14 protein-coding genes are annotated in these 14,601 nt (G+C 62.1%); 6 read left to right on the top strand and 8 right to left on the bottom strand.

The window, feature by feature from the left end; translation table 11 throughout:
* Positions 1–2: 2 nt before the first annotated feature.
* From OOZ53_RS06205 to OOZ53_RS06180, 6 genes are all read left to right on the top strand, one after another.
* Positions 3–416, top strand: a complete 414-nt coding sequence (locus OOZ53_RS06205) for a Rid family hydrolase (protein ID WP_271088483.1) — start codon at positions 3–5, stop codon at positions 414–416.
* A 102-nt stretch (positions 417–518) separates the two neighbouring features.
* The gene (locus OOZ53_RS06200; protein WP_271088482.1) at positions 519–1,808 is read left to right on the top strand and encodes an ABC transporter substrate-binding protein; all 1,290 of its coding nucleotides are present in this window, start codon (positions 519–521) and stop codon (positions 1,806–1,808) included.
* 66 nt (positions 1,809–1,874) lie between these two features.
* Positions 1,875–2,726: a branched-chain amino acid ABC transporter permease gene (locus OOZ53_RS06195; RefSeq protein ID WP_271088481.1), complete on the top strand. Its 852-nt coding sequence runs from the start codon at positions 1,875–1,877 to the stop codon at positions 2,724–2,726.
* Position 2,727: 1 nt separating this feature from the next.
* Positions 2,728–3,684 carry a branched-chain amino acid ABC transporter permease gene (locus OOZ53_RS06190; RefSeq protein WP_271088480.1) on the top strand — a complete coding sequence of 319 codons (957 nt, stop codon included), beginning with the start codon at positions 2,728–2,730 and terminating at the stop codon, positions 3,682–3,684.
* Positions 3,681–4,412, top strand: a complete 732-nt coding sequence (locus OOZ53_RS06185; protein WP_271088479.1) for an ABC transporter ATP-binding protein — start codon at positions 3,681–3,683, stop codon at positions 4,410–4,412. The genes OOZ53_RS06190 and OOZ53_RS06185 overlap by 4 nt, the downstream gene beginning before the upstream one ends.
* Complete coding sequence (locus OOZ53_RS06180; protein ID WP_271088478.1) at positions 4,413–5,117, top strand: ABC transporter ATP-binding protein; 705 nt, start codon at positions 4,413–4,415, stop codon at positions 5,115–5,117.
* 12 nt (positions 5,118–5,129) lie between these two features.
* Here the strand turns inward: OOZ53_RS06180 and OOZ53_RS06175 are convergent, their stop codons facing one another.
* The 8 genes from OOZ53_RS06175 to OOZ53_RS06140 form a co-directional block, all read right to left on the bottom strand.
* A complete protein-coding gene (locus OOZ53_RS06175) occupies positions 5,130–6,110 on the bottom strand; it encodes a response regulator transcription factor (RefSeq protein WP_271088477.1) in 981 nt (326 codons plus the stop codon).
* A gap of 203 nt (positions 6,111–6,313) precedes the next feature.
* The gene (locus OOZ53_RS06170) at positions 6,314–8,623 is read right to left on the bottom strand and encodes a N,N-dimethylformamidase beta subunit family domain-containing protein (protein WP_271088476.1); all 2,310 of its coding nucleotides are present in this window, start codon (positions 8,621–8,623) and stop codon (positions 6,314–6,316) included.
* 4 nt (positions 8,624–8,627) lie between these two features.
* On the bottom strand, positions 8,628–10,148 hold the full coding sequence (locus tag OOZ53_RS06165) for a branched-chain amino acid ABC transporter permease (protein ID WP_271088475.1): 1,521 nt from the start codon (positions 10,146–10,148) through the stop codon (positions 8,628–8,630).
* A gap of 4 nt (positions 10,149–10,152) precedes the next feature.
* A complete protein-coding gene (locus tag OOZ53_RS06160) occupies positions 10,153–11,082 on the bottom strand; it encodes a branched-chain amino acid ABC transporter permease (protein WP_271088474.1) in 930 nt (309 codons plus the stop codon).
* A gap of 8 nt (positions 11,083–11,090) precedes the next feature.
* A complete protein-coding gene (locus tag OOZ53_RS06155; RefSeq protein ID WP_271088473.1) occupies positions 11,091–11,789 on the bottom strand; it encodes an ABC transporter ATP-binding protein in 699 nt (232 codons plus the stop codon).
* A complete protein-coding gene (locus tag OOZ53_RS06150) occupies positions 11,782–12,519 on the bottom strand; it encodes an ABC transporter ATP-binding protein (RefSeq protein WP_271088472.1) in 738 nt (245 codons plus the stop codon). The genes OOZ53_RS06155 and OOZ53_RS06150 overlap by 8 nt, the downstream gene beginning before the upstream one ends.
* 5 nt (positions 12,520–12,524) lie before the next feature.
* Complete coding sequence (locus OOZ53_RS06145) at positions 12,525–13,784, bottom strand: ABC transporter substrate-binding protein (protein WP_271088471.1); 1,260 nt, start codon at positions 13,782–13,784, stop codon at positions 12,525–12,527.
* Between the two features lie 169 nt (positions 13,785–13,953).
* On the bottom strand, positions 13,954–14,556 hold the full coding sequence (locus OOZ53_RS06140; RefSeq protein ID WP_271088470.1) for a TetR/AcrR family transcriptional regulator: 603 nt from the start codon (positions 14,554–14,556) through the stop codon (positions 13,954–13,956).
* Positions 14,557–14,601: the final 45 nt, after the last annotated feature.

Raw genomic sequence — 14,601 nt, 5'->3', positions numbered from 1 at the left:
CCATGATCATCGAGACCGTCAAGACGGGTGGGCGCTTCGAGGAGATCGGCGCCTATGCGCGGGTCAAGCGCGTCGGCCCGTTCGTCTATGTGGCCGGCACGACGGCGGTTGAGCCGAATGGCAGGCTGCATGCGCCGGGCGATACCTACGCGCAATCGATCTTCATTTTCAAACGCATCGAGGAGGCGCTGGCCGAGGCGGGAGCCGAGATGCGCCACGTGGTGCGCACGCGGGCCTTTCTGACCGACATGGCGGCGGGCGGAGGCGCATTCGTGCGCGCCCATGGCGAGGTCTTTCGCGGCATCGATCCGGTGACCAGCGGCGTCGAGGCGGGCCTGACCATGCCCGGCATGATGATCGAGATCGAGGCGGATGCGCTGATCAGCGACGAACTGGGAGCGGTTTTCGGCGAATAGGCGATTTAGAAGCGGTCAAAAAGGTTGATCGTCTTCGAATTCTGTGTACTGTATACAGGATACAATAATAACAATATTGGGCCAACCTTCTGGAGGAAGAACATGTCTGGGATACTAAGAAGCGCCGCGGCTGCGGGCGCGCTGCTGTTTGCTGTTCAGGCCGCGCAGGCCGAAGTCAAAATCGGTTTCATTGGATCGCTTTCATCGGATACGGGGCTGAGCACCTTGCGCGGCGCCGAACTCGCCATTGAGGAACTCAACGCCGCCGGCGGCGTTCTCGGCGGCCAGCAGATCAAGCTGATCAAGGCCGATACGGGCGAGGACGTCACCGAAGGCATCAAGGCCTATGAATATCTGGCCGAGAGCGAAGAGGTCGATTTCATCGTTTCCGGATCCATCGACGACGTGTCGCTCGGCTGGCTGCCGCGCATGGTCGAGTACCAGATCCCGACGCTCGACACCTGGACGTCCTATATCGGCATCATCGACAAGCTGGTCGAGGACTATGACAGCTACAAGCCCTACTTCATGAACATCGCCTCCGACGAGGCGCTGGCGACGCTCTATATCGACTTCGGCAAGGACGTTCTGGCTGACAAGATGGGCTGGAAATCGGTCGTCATCCTGCAGGAGGACACCGCCTTCGGAAACGCCATCAACGGTCTCGTTTCCGAAGCGCTGGCGCCCAATGCCGGCATCGAAGTGGTCGACACCATCGTCTACGACATCGCCACGGTCGACTTCGCGCCGTTGTTTAACAGGGCCGTCGATTCAGGCGCCGACTTCATCTACCTGATCTCGTCGGTCAACTCGCAGGTCGTCTCTTCGCAATATGTGAAACTGCAGGTGCCGATGGGCATGACCGGCGTCAATGTCGCGGCCCTCGGCCAGGAATATTGGGAAGACACCGGCGGTGCCGGCGGCGGCATCTCGACGCTGAGCCCGGTCCCGTCCGTTGGTTTCGCGCTCGATCCGAAGTCGCAGGAATTCGTCGATAAATATGTCGCCAAATATGGTGACAGCCGGCCGAAATTCCCGCATTTCAACGGCTTCAATGCCTATCATGGCGTCAAACAGGCCTTCGCGGCCGCCGAAGAGGCGGGCGGCTTCAACAATTCGAGCTGGGTCGATGCGATGCAGAAGCAGGATCTGATCCTGGAGAAGGACGGCCAGATGTGGCTGCGCTACGGCTTCTGGGGACGCGACGAGGTCGAGCCGCGCACCGGCCGTACCTACCCGCACAATGCCCGTTTCGACATCACCGATCCCTATGATGACGGATCGCCCTCGATGGTCGTCATCCAGTGGTACGAGGACGGCACGGCAGCGGTCGTCTATCCGGAAAAATACGCAACCGGCGAATTTCAGGTCCCGTCCTGGGTCAAGAATTAAGCTGATCGAGAAGGCGGCGCTTCATAAGGAGCGCCGCCGGACATTCCGGAACCGCGATATCTGACCATGAGCCAGATCATTATCCAGGGGCTGCTCTTAAGCGGGCTCTACGCGCTGATTGCTGTCGGTTTTACCCTGATTTTCAGCATCGGACGCGTTCTCAACCTGGCCTACGGCGCCTATCTGATGATCGGCGGCTATGTCTACTATCACTTCACCCAGGTGCTCGGCATGCCGCAGATCGCCGGCATCCTTCTGGCGGCCGTCTTCGGCAGCGTGATCGGCATCCTGAAATACCGGCTGATCGTCAAGACGCTGAAGGGCGATCATGTGGCGGTGGAGATTTCGACGCTCATCCTGGCGGTCGTCATCCAGGCCGGCATCGTGCTCATCTTCAATGACAGCTCCAAGATCCTGCACCCGATCGTGCCGGGCGTCTGGCGCATCGGCGGCGCCACGGTGACCTTCAACATCCTGACGGCGGCGCTTGCAAGCTGGGCGATCATCATCGGGCTCTATCTCTTCGTGCGCAACACCCATATCGGGCGCGCCATGCAGGCGGTTTCGATGGACGTCAAGGGCGCGGCCATTTCCGGCGTCGACCCGGACCGCATCAACCTCATCACATGGGGCATTTCCGGCGCGCTCGGCGCGGTCGCCGGCGTCTTCTTTGCGAGTTACACGCAGCTCAACCCGTCCATGTGGGTGGCGCCGCTCATCATTGCCGTCGCCGTTGTCATTGTCGGCGGCATCGGCTCCATCATCGGCTCGCTGATCGTCGCCCACATCATCGGCTTCATGGAGATCATCTCCACGACCCTGATTGCCGCCGAACTGCGCGGCGTCTTCACCATGCTGCTCATCATCGGCGTTCTTGTCCTGCGCCCGCGCGGTCTGTTCGGCCGGGAGGAGTTGTGACATGGGCATCCGCTGGCAGCACATCGCGCTCTGGCTCGCGTTCATCGTCTTCATGCTGGCGCTGCCTGAATTGGTATCCAAGGGAACGCTCCGCACCATCATCTTCGCCAACTTCCTGGCGATCTTCGCCATAAGCTGGGACGTGCTTTCCGGCAGGACCGGCTATATCAGCTTCGGCCATCCCTTTCTGGTCGGCATCGGCGCCTATACCTCGGCAATCCTGTCCTACCGTTTCGGCTTCCCGATCGCGGCGTCGATACCGCTCGCGGTCATCGCCACCATGATCGGCGGAACGCTCTTTTTCCTGCCGGCGCTGCGCATCAGGGGCAGCTATTTCGCCCTCGTGACGCTCGCCTTCATGGAGCTCATGTACCAGCTCGTCCAGGTGATCCGTCCCGACCTGACCGGCGGCACGCGCGGCATGTCGGGCATCGAGACGATCACGCGCGGCGCGGTGAACAATTATTACCTTTCCTTCAGCCTGATGATCATCATCGCGCTGGCCATGTGGCTGGTCATGAAGACCCGCCTCGGCACCGCGCTGAGCGCCATCGGCATGAATGAGGAATCGGTGCGCGGCAGCGGGCTCGACACGACCAAGCTGAAGCTCGCCGCATTCATGATCGCAGCTTTCATCGCCGGCCTCGGCGGTGCGTTCTATGTCCATTATCTGGGCTCCATCGCGCCGCGTGCGCTGTTCGACATCAATTTTCTCTTCACCATCATCGTCGCCGCGCTGATCGGCGGCGCGTCCACGATCATCGGTCCGATGATCGGCGCATTCTTCCTGACCTTCCTGCTTGAATATCTGCGCCCGGTTCTGCCCGGCGCCGAGCGCTATTTCATCTATGGCGGCATCGCGCTGATCCTCTACATGTACCAGCCGAAGGGCATCTACGAGGTCGCGAAACAGGGCTGGAGCCGGCTGCGGGCGGCGCGGGCAGGGGCCGGCCCATGAGCTATCCCCTGGAACTGAAGGATGTCGTCAAACGGTTCGGCGGGCTGACCGCAACCAATCACATGTCCTTTGAAGTCAATGACGGCGAGTCGCTGGGACTGATCGGCCCGAACGGGGCCGGCAAGACGACGATCTTCAGCCTGATCATGGGAGAGCACCGCCAGACCAGCGGCGAAATCCTGTGCAACGGCGAGGACATCTCGTCCCTGCCGACCTATGCCCGCATCGGCCGCGGCGTGTGCCGCACATACCAGATACCGCGCCCGTTTTCCGAGATGGACGTGCTCGAAAACATCCGTCTTGGCCTGATGCCCAACAATTTGTGGCAGATGCTGACGCGCAATCCCGACCGCTACAGGGAGATCGAACTGGCCCTGAGCGTCGGTTTCAGCGAGGACGATCTGCACCGCCACCCGGCGGAGCTGTCGATGGGCGATCTGCGCAAGCTGGAACTCGCCCGCACCCTGGCCACCGATCCGTCGATCATGCTGCTGGACGAGGTTTTTGCAGGGCTGACGGCCGGCGAGATCGCCCAGATTGCCGAGCTCATCAACAAGAAGCGCGCCGAGGGCATGACGCTCATCATCGTCAGCCACGACCTGCGCTCGCTGGAGCCGCTGATCGACCGTGCGATCGCCATGAATCACGGCTCAATCGTCGCGGAAGGCTCGTTCGCAAAGGTCATGGCCGATCCGGATGTGCGCGCATCCTATCTGGGGGGCGAATAGATGGCGTTCCTGGAGATCGAGGGCCTGTCGGCCTATTACGGCAAGGCCCGCGCGCTGCACAATGTCGACATCGCCGTGGAAAAAGGCGAGATCGTTGCCGTTGTCGGCGCCAATGGCGCCGGAAAATCGACCCTGCTCGATTCCATCATGGGCCTGACGACGATCAAGGGCGACATCCGCCTTGGCGGCGATTCGCTGGCGGGGCTTTCGAGCCGCGCCATCGTCGAACAGGGCGTCGGTTACGCGCCGGAGCGTTTCAATCTCTTTCCCTATATGTCCGTGCTCGACAATCTGCTTGTCGGCGCGTTCACGGCGCGCGAGGAGGCGGACCGGAACCTGCAGCTTGTCTTCGACCTGTTCCCGCGTCTCGCCGAGCGGCGCAGCCAGGAGACCTATACGCAAAGCGGCGGCGAGCGGCAGATGGTCTCGCTCGGCCGTGCGTTGATGACCGGCCCGAGCCTCCTGCTGGTCGACGAGCCGACCATCGGCCTCGCGCCCAAGGTCTGCCTGGATATTGCCGAGTCCCTCAGACGCCTCAATGGCGAGACCGGGTTGACCATCGTCATCACCGAACAGAACGCCAACTTCGCCATGAGCCTCGCCAGCCATCTGCACATTCTGGAGACCGGCGAGTTGAAGATGAGCGGCACCGCCGAGGAACTCGGTTCGGACGAGGAATTGAACAAGGCCTATTTCGGCCACTGAGATCAATCGCGCTCAGAGGTCCTGCACTTCCGGAACCATGTTCGACAGGCTGGCGCGGTTGCCGATGCCGAGCTTGGCGTAGATCGCCTGCGTCTGGTTGCGGATCGTCGCCGGCGCGACGCCGAGGATGCGTGCGGCCTCCTTGTGGCTCTTGCCGGCGGCCAGGGTGCGGGCCACCTCGCGCTCCCGATGGGTGAGCAGATCGAACGGGGTCAGCCGGCGCAATGTCAGCTTCTTCAGGCCCATGCCTTCGAGGCCGGGCGCATTCTCGCACTGAACGACGAGGCCGCGATCGGTGAGGATGTGCTCGCCCGGAACGCCGATCAGGCTTTGCAGCCGGTCCGGCAGATGGTCGCCATCCCATTCGGGCCAGATCTCGCCGAGCTGTTCGCGCAGGTTCGAAAGACCGAGGATGCCGATGCCGTTCTCATTGACGAATATGGAAACGGCGCCCGGTTCCTGTGCCCGTCCGGGCTCGGACGTCGAGAGCTTCATTGCGGCCGAGAGCTGGTCGACCGCGCATTGCAGGAACTCCTGCTCGGCGTCGGACCATTCCCGGGAGTGGCGTCCGACCCGGTAGCTCGACAGATAGAATGAGGCAATGCGCCCGGGGCGCGTATGCATGGCGGTGGCGAGCTTTTTCAGCCCGTATTTGTCGGCGAGATAGACCATGCCGTCGGTCTGCAGCCTGTCGGTCCGGTTATAGGTGGCGACGCCGTCCGGAACTTCGAGGAACTTTGCCGCCAGCAAATCGTCTTCCGACATGGTCAGCCAGGTGTCGTAATAATTGTCCGGCAGGTTGAGCGAGGCATTGGCGTGGATATTCACGCCCTCCGGCCGGATATCGGCCCATCCATACCAGGCGGCGTCGAAACCGAGTGTCTCGGACAGTTCCCCGACCGCCCAGCGGGCAAGGCCCTCGGCATCGTCGGTGCGCACGCGCTCGTGCATTTCGGACACGAAGTTCGAAAATTCATTGAGGCTGTTCTTCATGCACTCCTCCCCAGTGTGGTGGATTTGAAGTTCCTCTCATTGTCTGCAGCGCTCTCAACAAGGAACTTCAAATCCGTAAACCACACTAGAATCATAATGTTGCTAGTGTCCTGATTGAATCTGAAGTTCGTTCAGAGGGTGCTGCTTAATGTGGCGAACTTCAGATTCAGGACACTAGGTGTGCCGGCGTTAGAACCGAATTGCTAACGCCACAGCTTTTCATCGCCAGTATACTGCGATCCCGGCAATTTCCCATCTTTGGTGAAGGCGTCGAGCACATTGCGCATGATCTGCCCGACATTGTTCTCGCCGCCATTGCAGGGCAGGGCCTGTGACCAGGCGATGGAGCCGGCGGCGAAGACGGCGCCGTCATTCGGCGTGGTGAAGTAGATCATGTCGCCGCGCACCTGCGCGTCCTGCGTGCCGCCGCGCCCCGGAAACGCATAGGTGATCTCCTCGGAGACCAGCGGATAGTTGTCGGAATGGCCCCAGCTCGACGCAAGCAGCATGGCGTGCGGCGGGGTTCCAAGCCCCAGCTCGTAGCGGTCGAGCTCGACGCCGGCGCAGCCGCCCGCCGCCAGGCCGAAATCGCCGATCGGCTCCTCGTCGCCAATGCCCTGCATGATCCACGACACGCGCTTGTGGAAGGAATCGGGCATGCGCTCATAGGGCTGGCTTTCGTCCATGCCCTCGGTGGTGAAACCCAGGCCGACGATCTTCTGCGGCGCGCGCCCGCGCGAGCGCCACAAGCCTGACCGCTCGCCGGTGCAGGCCAGATGCCCTTCGCCGGGTTCGGCCTGCCAGGCGCGCGAGCCGGTATCGAGCTTGCGCACCTCGATACAGTGCGGCTCGCCCGCGCGCAGGCCCGTCACCCAGTAATAGCCATTGCCGCCGAGATACATGACCCGGCCGCCTTCGCGCAGATAATCCTCGGTGCCATCCATCATCTCTTCTGAATAATATTCCGGATGCGTTCCGTTGAGCACGACCTTGTAGGGTTTCAGCGCCTCCGCGCCCTCGGCGTGCAGGTCGTGATCAGTCAGGATTTCGTAGTCGTAGCCTGCATGTTCGAGCCACCACAGCAGCGACAGATCCGCCGGCAGCGCCCAGGGGAAATTCATTGCCGGCATCCGGTAGCGCGGCCGCAGCGAGATGATCGGCCGCCGCCACGAGCTATGGCAGCAGCCCGCGCCGTCGCTGTGATGGTCGTAGGTCGAGAGCCCGAATTCTTCGAGCTTCTTGTATTCGAGATCCTCGGCAACGATCACCGGCGTGTGCGCGACAATCGCCTGGGCGATGGGCGCTTCATAGGCCAGGTGCTCATTGGCATAGGCGAGATAGGTGAAGGTCGGCATCAGCACGGCGATCTTGGCAGCCGGCTTTTTCGGCCGGACGAAGAACGGGACATGATCTTCCATGCCGCCGGCGCGCAGGCGCAAGGCATAGACGCCGCTGCGAAGGCTCTCGGGAAGCTTGAGACTGTGAGATACCTCCCAGCCGCTGTCGGTCAGCGCATCGTCATGGAAATGCACGCCGCCATAGGTTTCCGGCGCAAGGCGGAAGCTGTCTGCGCCCGCCCAGTTGAAGCCGGTCATCAGCCGCACCGGGCGGTTGACACCGGCAAGGTCGAGACCGTGCGGTTCGGTATCGGCGATCCTGTCATCGACACCCGTTTCGGTAATGCCCACGGTCGGATCCCAATAGGCGACAAGACCGTTCGTCGCCGGTGCCGCACCGCCGGACAATGCGGTGACCTCGTCGCGTGAAAGCACCCGGTCATAGACGCCCGAGCGATCGATCTTGCCGTTGAAGAGGAACGAGGCGTAGAGACCGCGCTGCCGGTTCCAGGCCGTCGCGGCGGCCAGTTGAAATATGGCATCTTCTTCGGTCGCCACAGGTTTGACGCGCAATTCCTCCTGGATCCAGCTATCGTCCTCGAAGGGAACAACGGTGGATATGCGTGAGTTCCAGGCATTGACGCAGTTGATCACGTGCAACTGCGCTTCGCCGCTTTGCCCGTCAAAGCTCGCGGCAACGAAATACCAGGCGCGCGGAACCAGCGGAATCTCGGTGGTGATCTGATCGACGCTGTCGCCATCGCCGAGCCACAGCGAGACATGGCCGTCGGGATCGATGCCCAGCCCGTAGCCGCGGTTTCCCTCGATGGCCCAGCGGCCCATCACCATCTGCCGCTCCGCCTTGGGCAGTGTGGGGTAGATATGGGCAAAGAGGGTGAAGCTCTGAAGCCCGTCCAACTTTCCGTCCGGATCATTGCAACGGGCAAATGAGCCGACCTGCGTATATTGCCGCTTCACATCCAGCCAGCTCGGAAGGTCGACATCGATTTCCTCCTCGATGAAGCCGGGACCGTCCGGGTTCTCGTCGCCATGGATCAGCCGGACAAGCTTGGCTTCCACCTCATGCCGGCCTTCGACCGAGATCATGAAATCGACGCTGTCGCCGGCCTTCGCGTTCAGCGGGTCGGCATAGCCGAATATGCGGGTATTGGTCATTGCGTCAGCTTTCCAGCAGGTCATTCACACGCAGCAGGAAGACCGCGTGATAAGCCTCGTTGATATCTTCATAAATCCGGTCGTCGACAAGCCGCGGCGGCGCGCCGCGTTCGCCCGAGAACGCCACAATCTTGTAGCGGTGGAAGCCGTCCGGCTGGCGCATGATGGCGTATTTGTCCGCCATCTCGCCACGGCGGAAATAGTTGAGCACCCGGTTCAGCGCATCGGAATGCTTGCCGAGCGGGCTCTTGCGGTGCTCCTCGATCAGTTCGTCGGTGATGAGCGTCTTCAGATGGTCCCGCAGGCGCTTCTGGAAGCGGCGGTAGTAGATCTCCTGCTTGTCGGTGAATTCGATGGCTTCTTCCGGCATGACCTCACCTCCCTTTTCGGTGCGGCGCGCGCGCGCCTCTGATTTCTTGCGGTTGCGGTAGTTGCGGAACTGCTCGCGGATGCCAACGAGCCCGTTATTGGCAAACAGCGTCACGACGAGCATGATCGCGGCGATGAGCAGGATGCGCAGCGGCCCGAGTTCCAGCATGCCCTTGTCGATCAGGACGACGACGGCGGTGCCGATCACGGCGCCCTCGGATCGTCCCAGCCCGCCGATGACGATCATGGCGAAGAGCAGCAGCAGTTGATCGAGCGAGAAGATCGAAGGCGAGATCGACATGTAGAACATTGCGTAGAAAGCGCCGATGACCCCGAGGCTGCCCGATGTGATCAAGAAGACATACATCCGCGCGCGGCGGTAATCGATGCCGACGGCTTCCGCATAGGCTTCCTCCTCGCGCGCCGTCTGCAGCAGCATGCCCAGCCGCTCGGAATTGACGATGCGGAAGATCAGCAGCGACAGAAGCAGTAGCAGAAACGCGCCGCCGAAACCGAGCAGCAGGCCCGGACGCTGCAGGAACCAGTCCTTCGGAATGAAGCTGCCGACATTGTTGATCGAGCCGTTTGTCGGCCCCAGCGCCTTGAGCTGCACGACGAACACCCTGCAGATTTCCGCAAAGCCCATGGTCAGCAACGCATAATAGAGCCCGTCGAGACGCGTCGAGGGCAGGGCGAGAAAACCGCCGATGAGCAATCCGGCAAGGCCGCCTGCAACGAACATGAGCGGCCAGGGCAGGCCCAGCCACACATTCAAAGCAGCGGCGGCATAGCCGCCGATGCCGACAATGGCGAGCGTCGCCAGCGAGAAGATGCCGGCCGTGCCGATCACCAGCGTCCACAGCACGTTGATCGCGGCGAACATGCAGAAGATCGCGGCGATGGTGATCATCGAGTTGGACAGGAAAGGTGTCGCGATCACAAGCGCGCCGAGGCCGATTGCCCACCACAGCGGACGCTTGTCCGCCAGCCGCCGCTCCTGCTGCAGCGTCTTCGGGTTGGCTCTGCTGCGCCATTTGAACAGGTGCCGGCGGGTGCCGGGCAGGCGTCGACGCCGCAACGGTTCGTCGCCCGGCGGATAGAACAGCAGCTCATGGGGGCGCTGGCCGATGGGATAGTATTTCTTGTCCTGTGCCATGCCGCTACTCCCGCGTTTCGTCCAGCAGGCCGCCGAGACCGCGCGGGCGGATGATCAGCACCGTGATGATGAACAGGAACTGGGCAAACAGCACATAGCGCTGCCCGAGGAAGGGCAGGGCGCCGACGGTTGCCTCGAGGAAGCCGATCACCACCGCGCCGGCGACAGCGCCGGGAACGGACCCGAGGCCGCCGAGCAGCGCGATGGTAAGGCCCTTGATCAGCGGCAGGGCACCCGCCGTCGGGCTGACGAAGATCGTTTGCGACAACAAGATTGCGGCAAGGCCGGCAAGCGCGCCGGTCAGCATGGTGACGGGAAGCGCCGTCCAGCGCACCGATATGCCGGAAAGGACCGCGCCTTCCGGGTTCTGCATCATTGCCCGGATTTCAAGGCCCTTGCGCGAGACGCGCAGCCAGAAGAGCACAAGCCCGAGAATGATGGCCGTCGACAGGATCGCGCCGGCCTGATCGTAGCGGATCGGCACGCCGAGGATTTCGAATTTTCCGAAGCCGAACAGCTTCGGCAGACCCCGCTGGCGCGGTCCGAAGAACCACAGCAGGATCTGCACGGTCGCCAGGTTGATCGCCAGCGTGACGATCAGCGAGCGGACCGCGAAATTCGGCTTGTCATGGATTGGCAGGAAGGCAAGCAGATATATGATCGCGCCGAAGAGTGCGCCGGCCAGCGTTCCCGCGCCGACCGTCACGCCCGCCATGGCGAGCTTCGCCATCAGCGTCTTTCCGAACGCCGCCGCGATCAGCGGCTTTGCCGCCCCCGCGACGATCCAGGCCGCGTAGCCCGAAACCGCGAATGTCGCGCCATGCGCCATGTTGATCATGCCGACGGACGACCACAGGATCGAAATGCCGATCGCCATCAGCCCATAGATGGCGGCAAGGTTGAGGCCGTGGATGATGGTTCCCAGGATATCCATGCCGGCCTCTATTCCAGTCCCACATGGCCGACATCGCCGCGCAAGCGCCCGGCATGCATGCCGATCATGCGGTCGACCCGGCCGGTCAGAAGCGCCACATTCTGCTCGGCGATCACCATCGCCCGGCCTTCCGTCGGCAGTGAGAAGAGCGCCTCGATGACCGATGCGGAGATTTTCGGCGCCAGTCCCAAAGACGGCTCGTCGACGAGGTAGAGCGAAGCCTCGACCATCAGCGCGCGGCCGACCGAAACCATGCGCCGTTCGCCGCCGGAGAGCTTGCCGACCAGCGCGTCCTCCAGCTTTCGCAGCGGCGGAAAGATGTCCATCACCGTGTCGCGCCGCCGGCGGCGCTCGCGCCAGGCAAGTCTGGAGTAGGCGCCGCAGTCGAGATGCTGGCGCACGGTCAGGCCGGGGAAGATCGCATCGCCTTGCGGCGTCATTGCAAGGCCCTTGCGCACGATTCCTGAGGTTCTGCGGCCCGGTCCCAGCGAGCGTGTTCCGCCGATTTCCTCGCCATTCAGCTTGATCGAGCCGCTCTGCCAGCCGACCAGGTGCGAAACGGCGCGAAACAGCGTGGTCTTGCCGTGGCCGTTGAGGCCGACCAGCCCGACGCGTTCGCCTTCCTCGACATTGAAATCGATCTCGTGAAGAACGCGCAGCGGCCCATAGCCCGCCGTCAGGCCTGTGATCGACAGCACCTCAGGCATGGGCCGGTTCCTCGAAATAGGCGGCCAGGACGCGCGGATTCTCGAACACCTCGCGCGGTGTTCCGGTGGCGATCACTTCGCCGAGATCGAGCACGACGGTGCGGTCGGCGATCGCCGAAAGCAGTTCGAGCCGGTGCTCGATCAGGATTGCGCCGATGGCGTATTCATCGACCAGTCGGCGAATGACGAGATCGAGCTCATCGATCTCCGAATTGATCAGCCCGGATGCCGGCTCGTCCAGGAGCAGCACGGCCGGCTTGCGCATAAGCAGGCACGCCAGCAGCAGCTTGCGCCGGTCGAATGTGTCGAGCGCGCCGGCCGGTGTGTCCCAGCGCACCTGGAAATGGGCGAGATGGCAGCCCCATTCGGCATCGAACCGAGTCAGATACGGCCTGTGAGCAAACCGGGCGGCGCGGAACACCTCGGCAACGCTCATCGCCGAGGGCACGACCGGGCTCTGATAGGTGCGGGCAAGGCCCTTGCGGGCGCGGTCGTGCACGGAAAGCTGCGTGACATCATCGCCGCCGAGCCACACCTGGCCGGCACTTGGCGTGTAACGGCCGCACAGGACCTCGAAGAGCGAGGTCTTGCCGGCCCCGTTCGGACCGACCAGGCCGAGCACCTCGTGGTTGTCCACGTGCAGACCGACCTGTTTGAGGATCGGCCGGCCGCCGAAGGATATGTCGATCCCCCGGCAGCCGAAGATACTCGTATTTTCGGCCCTGTTCACCGGAACTACATCCAGAAGGCGGGCTCGAAATCCACTTCGTTGAAGGGCGGTGGCGAGATGATGCGGTGCTCGCCGTCCTGCACCTGGAAGATCAGATGCGCCTGGCCGGCCTCGGGATCATCCGTCTGGTTCGGATAGCTGGTGCCGGACTGGCTGTCATTGTCGAACGTGTAGGTGCCCGCCGTGCCACGATAGGTGATGCCGCGCACGGCGTCCCCGACCGCATCGAAATCCGATGGATCGGTGTTTTCCCAGACCTGCGCCAGGAGTTTGGCCGTGTCATAGCCCGAGCCGGTATAGACCATGCCCATCGTTCCCGGGAAACGTTCCTGGTACTTCTTGCGGAAGGCCATGCCCTGTTCATCCGCATAGGTGCCGATGACCGATCCCCAGATGAATCCGTTGGCCGCTTCGCCCGCGAGATCGAGGAATTCCGGCTGTGAAGGCCCGTATTGCAGGTAGACGAGCGATCCTTCGACCGGATCGACGGCGAATGTCTGCGCAAAGGCTGCAAGTTCGGCGGCCACCCAGTGGTCGATCATGATGATGCCGGCGTCCGTTTCCTTGAGCGCCCGCATCACCGGCGACCAGTCCTGCACGGGGAACTGGATATCGGTGACTGCGCCCAGTTCCCATTCGCCGCCCGAGGCGGCGATGGCGTCCTGTGTCGCCTTGGAGATCACCTGCGTGTAGGCGATCTGCTCCTGAACGATATGGACCTTGTTGTTCTTCGGCGTCCACTGGCCGGAAGCCTTCAGGTTCGAAAGAAACTTGATGAAACCGGAACCGTACCAGGTCTCCGCCACGTCGATCTGGAAGATATTGCGGTATTTCTGCGGGTCCGACTTGAAGAGATCCAGGGAAGCGGTCTGTGTGTTGCCGTGCAGATAGGGAACGCCCGATGCCGCGGCGGCATCCATGGCCGGCTGCGGAATGAGCACGAAGGACGAGGCGATGGCGTGCACGCCCGATTCAGCGAGGTTCTGGAAGGCTGCGACCGTGCCCTCCGGAGTCAATATGTCGATATCGACCACCTTGGTTTCGATCATCCGGCCATTGACGCCGCCGGCGGCATTGATTTCATCGACCGCGAGCGTGATGCCGTTCAGCCAGTCCTGCTGATCGGCAACGCCGACCGGGCCGGACTGCGCGGTCGGAACGCCGAGAACGATCGGATCGGCGGCAAGCAGCGGGGTGGCGACGGTGGCGGCTGCGATGGCTGCGACCGACGACTTCAAAAGGCGCCTTCTGTTGATTTTGAACATGTTTCTTCTCCCTCATCTTTTCGGGAAAGGAAACTTCAAATGGCCTTGTACAGTCCATGAGCCAAATGAACTAAAACGACAGCGCTGGCGCTGCGACTAGGCTGTTTTGCCGGCATTTGCGGAGGTTGTTTTGGGGCGGTCGAAGGCCGAATGTCGACCGCTGACAAACCTATTTGCGGGTGGCGTGGCCGATAAAATCCTGCAACGCGTCTATGGCGGCGCTTTTTTTCTTCTCGCCATCGGCGAGCAGAAGCCGCAATCCCAGGCTCTCAAGCAGATCCATGATCATTTCGGCGGTCTCGTCGGGGTCGGAGAACGCCCGGAAACATCCGTCGGCCATGCCCGCTTTCAACAGGTTCTTCAGCGCATCGACGAGCGATGTCCAGTTTTCACTGAACAGCGCGGCGATTTCCGGATTGTGCACGGATTCGCCGACAAGTTCGGTGGTGAGCACAACGTTCTCGGGCTGCGCCGAATAGTCCGCATAGGCGGAGACAAACCGCTTGAGCGTTTTTTCCGGTTGCGAATGATCGGCAAGCAGATCCAGAAAGGGCTGCGTTTCCTGACGGTCCAGCGCCGCGATTTCCGCCAGGACGGCTTCCTTGCCCGGGAAGTGATTATACAGGTTTCCCAAGCTGATACCGGCTTTTCTTGCGATATCGCGTACGCCGGTCTGATGGTAGCCGTTCTCCAGAAAACAGGTAAGGGCCGCATCCACGATGCGCATTTTCCGCTTTTGCAGCGCTGCCGTTTTGTCCTCGGGCGCATTCATGGCTTGAAACCTCTCCCGCAGCCTATTAACTAGAGTGAACGATCG

Origin of the sequence: Allohoeflea poritis (assembly GCF_027889715.1) — a bacterium.
GTDB lineage: Bacteria > Pseudomonadota > Alphaproteobacteria > Rhizobiales > Rhizobiaceae > Hoeflea_A > Hoeflea_A poritis.
The sequence above is the reverse complement of the archived record's forward strand: the minus strand, read 5'-3'. Positions and strand labels throughout refer to the sequence as shown.

Excerpts from the sequence above, each read along its gene's own strand:
- OOZ53_RS06205 (WP_271088483.1), top strand. The coding sequence starts at position 3 with ATGATCATCGAGACCGTCAAGACGGGTGGGCGCTTCGAGGAGATCGGC.
- OOZ53_RS06200 (WP_271088482.1), top strand. The coding sequence starts at position 519 with ATGTCTGGGATACTAAGAAGCGCCGCGGCTGCGGGCGCGCTGCTGTTT.
- OOZ53_RS06195 (WP_271088481.1), top strand. The coding sequence starts at position 1,875 with ATGAGCCAGATCATTATCCAGGGGCTGCTCTTAAGCGGGCTCTACGCG.
- OOZ53_RS06190 (WP_271088480.1), top strand. The coding sequence starts at position 2,728 with ATGGGCATCCGCTGGCAGCACATCGCGCTCTGGCTCGCGTTCATCGTC.
- OOZ53_RS06185 (WP_271088479.1), top strand. The coding sequence starts at position 3,681 with ATGAGCTATCCCCTGGAACTGAAGGATGTCGTCAAACGGTTCGGCGGG.
- OOZ53_RS06180 (WP_271088478.1), top strand. The coding sequence starts at position 4,413 with ATGGCGTTCCTGGAGATCGAGGGCCTGTCGGCCTATTACGGCAAGGCC.
- OOZ53_RS06175 (WP_271088477.1), bottom strand. The coding sequence starts at position 6,110 with ATGAAGAACAGCCTCAATGAATTTTCGAACTTCGTGTCCGAAATGCAC.
- OOZ53_RS06170 (WP_271088476.1), bottom strand. The coding sequence starts at position 8,623 with ATGACCAATACCCGCATATTCGGCTATGCCGACCCGCTGAACGCGAAG.
- OOZ53_RS06165 (WP_271088475.1), bottom strand. The coding sequence starts at position 10,148 with ATGGCACAGGACAAGAAATACTATCCCATCGGCCAGCGCCCCCATGAG.
- OOZ53_RS06160 (WP_271088474.1), bottom strand. The coding sequence starts at position 11,082 with ATGGATATCCTGGGAACCATCATCCACGGCCTCAACCTTGCCGCCATC.
- OOZ53_RS06155 (WP_271088473.1), bottom strand. The coding sequence starts at position 11,789 with ATGCCTGAGGTGCTGTCGATCACAGGCCTGACGGCGGGCTATGGGCCG.
- OOZ53_RS06145 (WP_271088471.1), bottom strand. The coding sequence starts at position 13,784 with ATGTTCAAAATCAACAGAAGGCGCCTTTTGAAGTCGTCGGTCGCAGCC.
- OOZ53_RS06140 (WP_271088470.1), bottom strand. The coding sequence starts at position 14,556 with ATGAATGCGCCCGAGGACAAAACGGCAGCGCTGCAAAAGCGGAAAATG.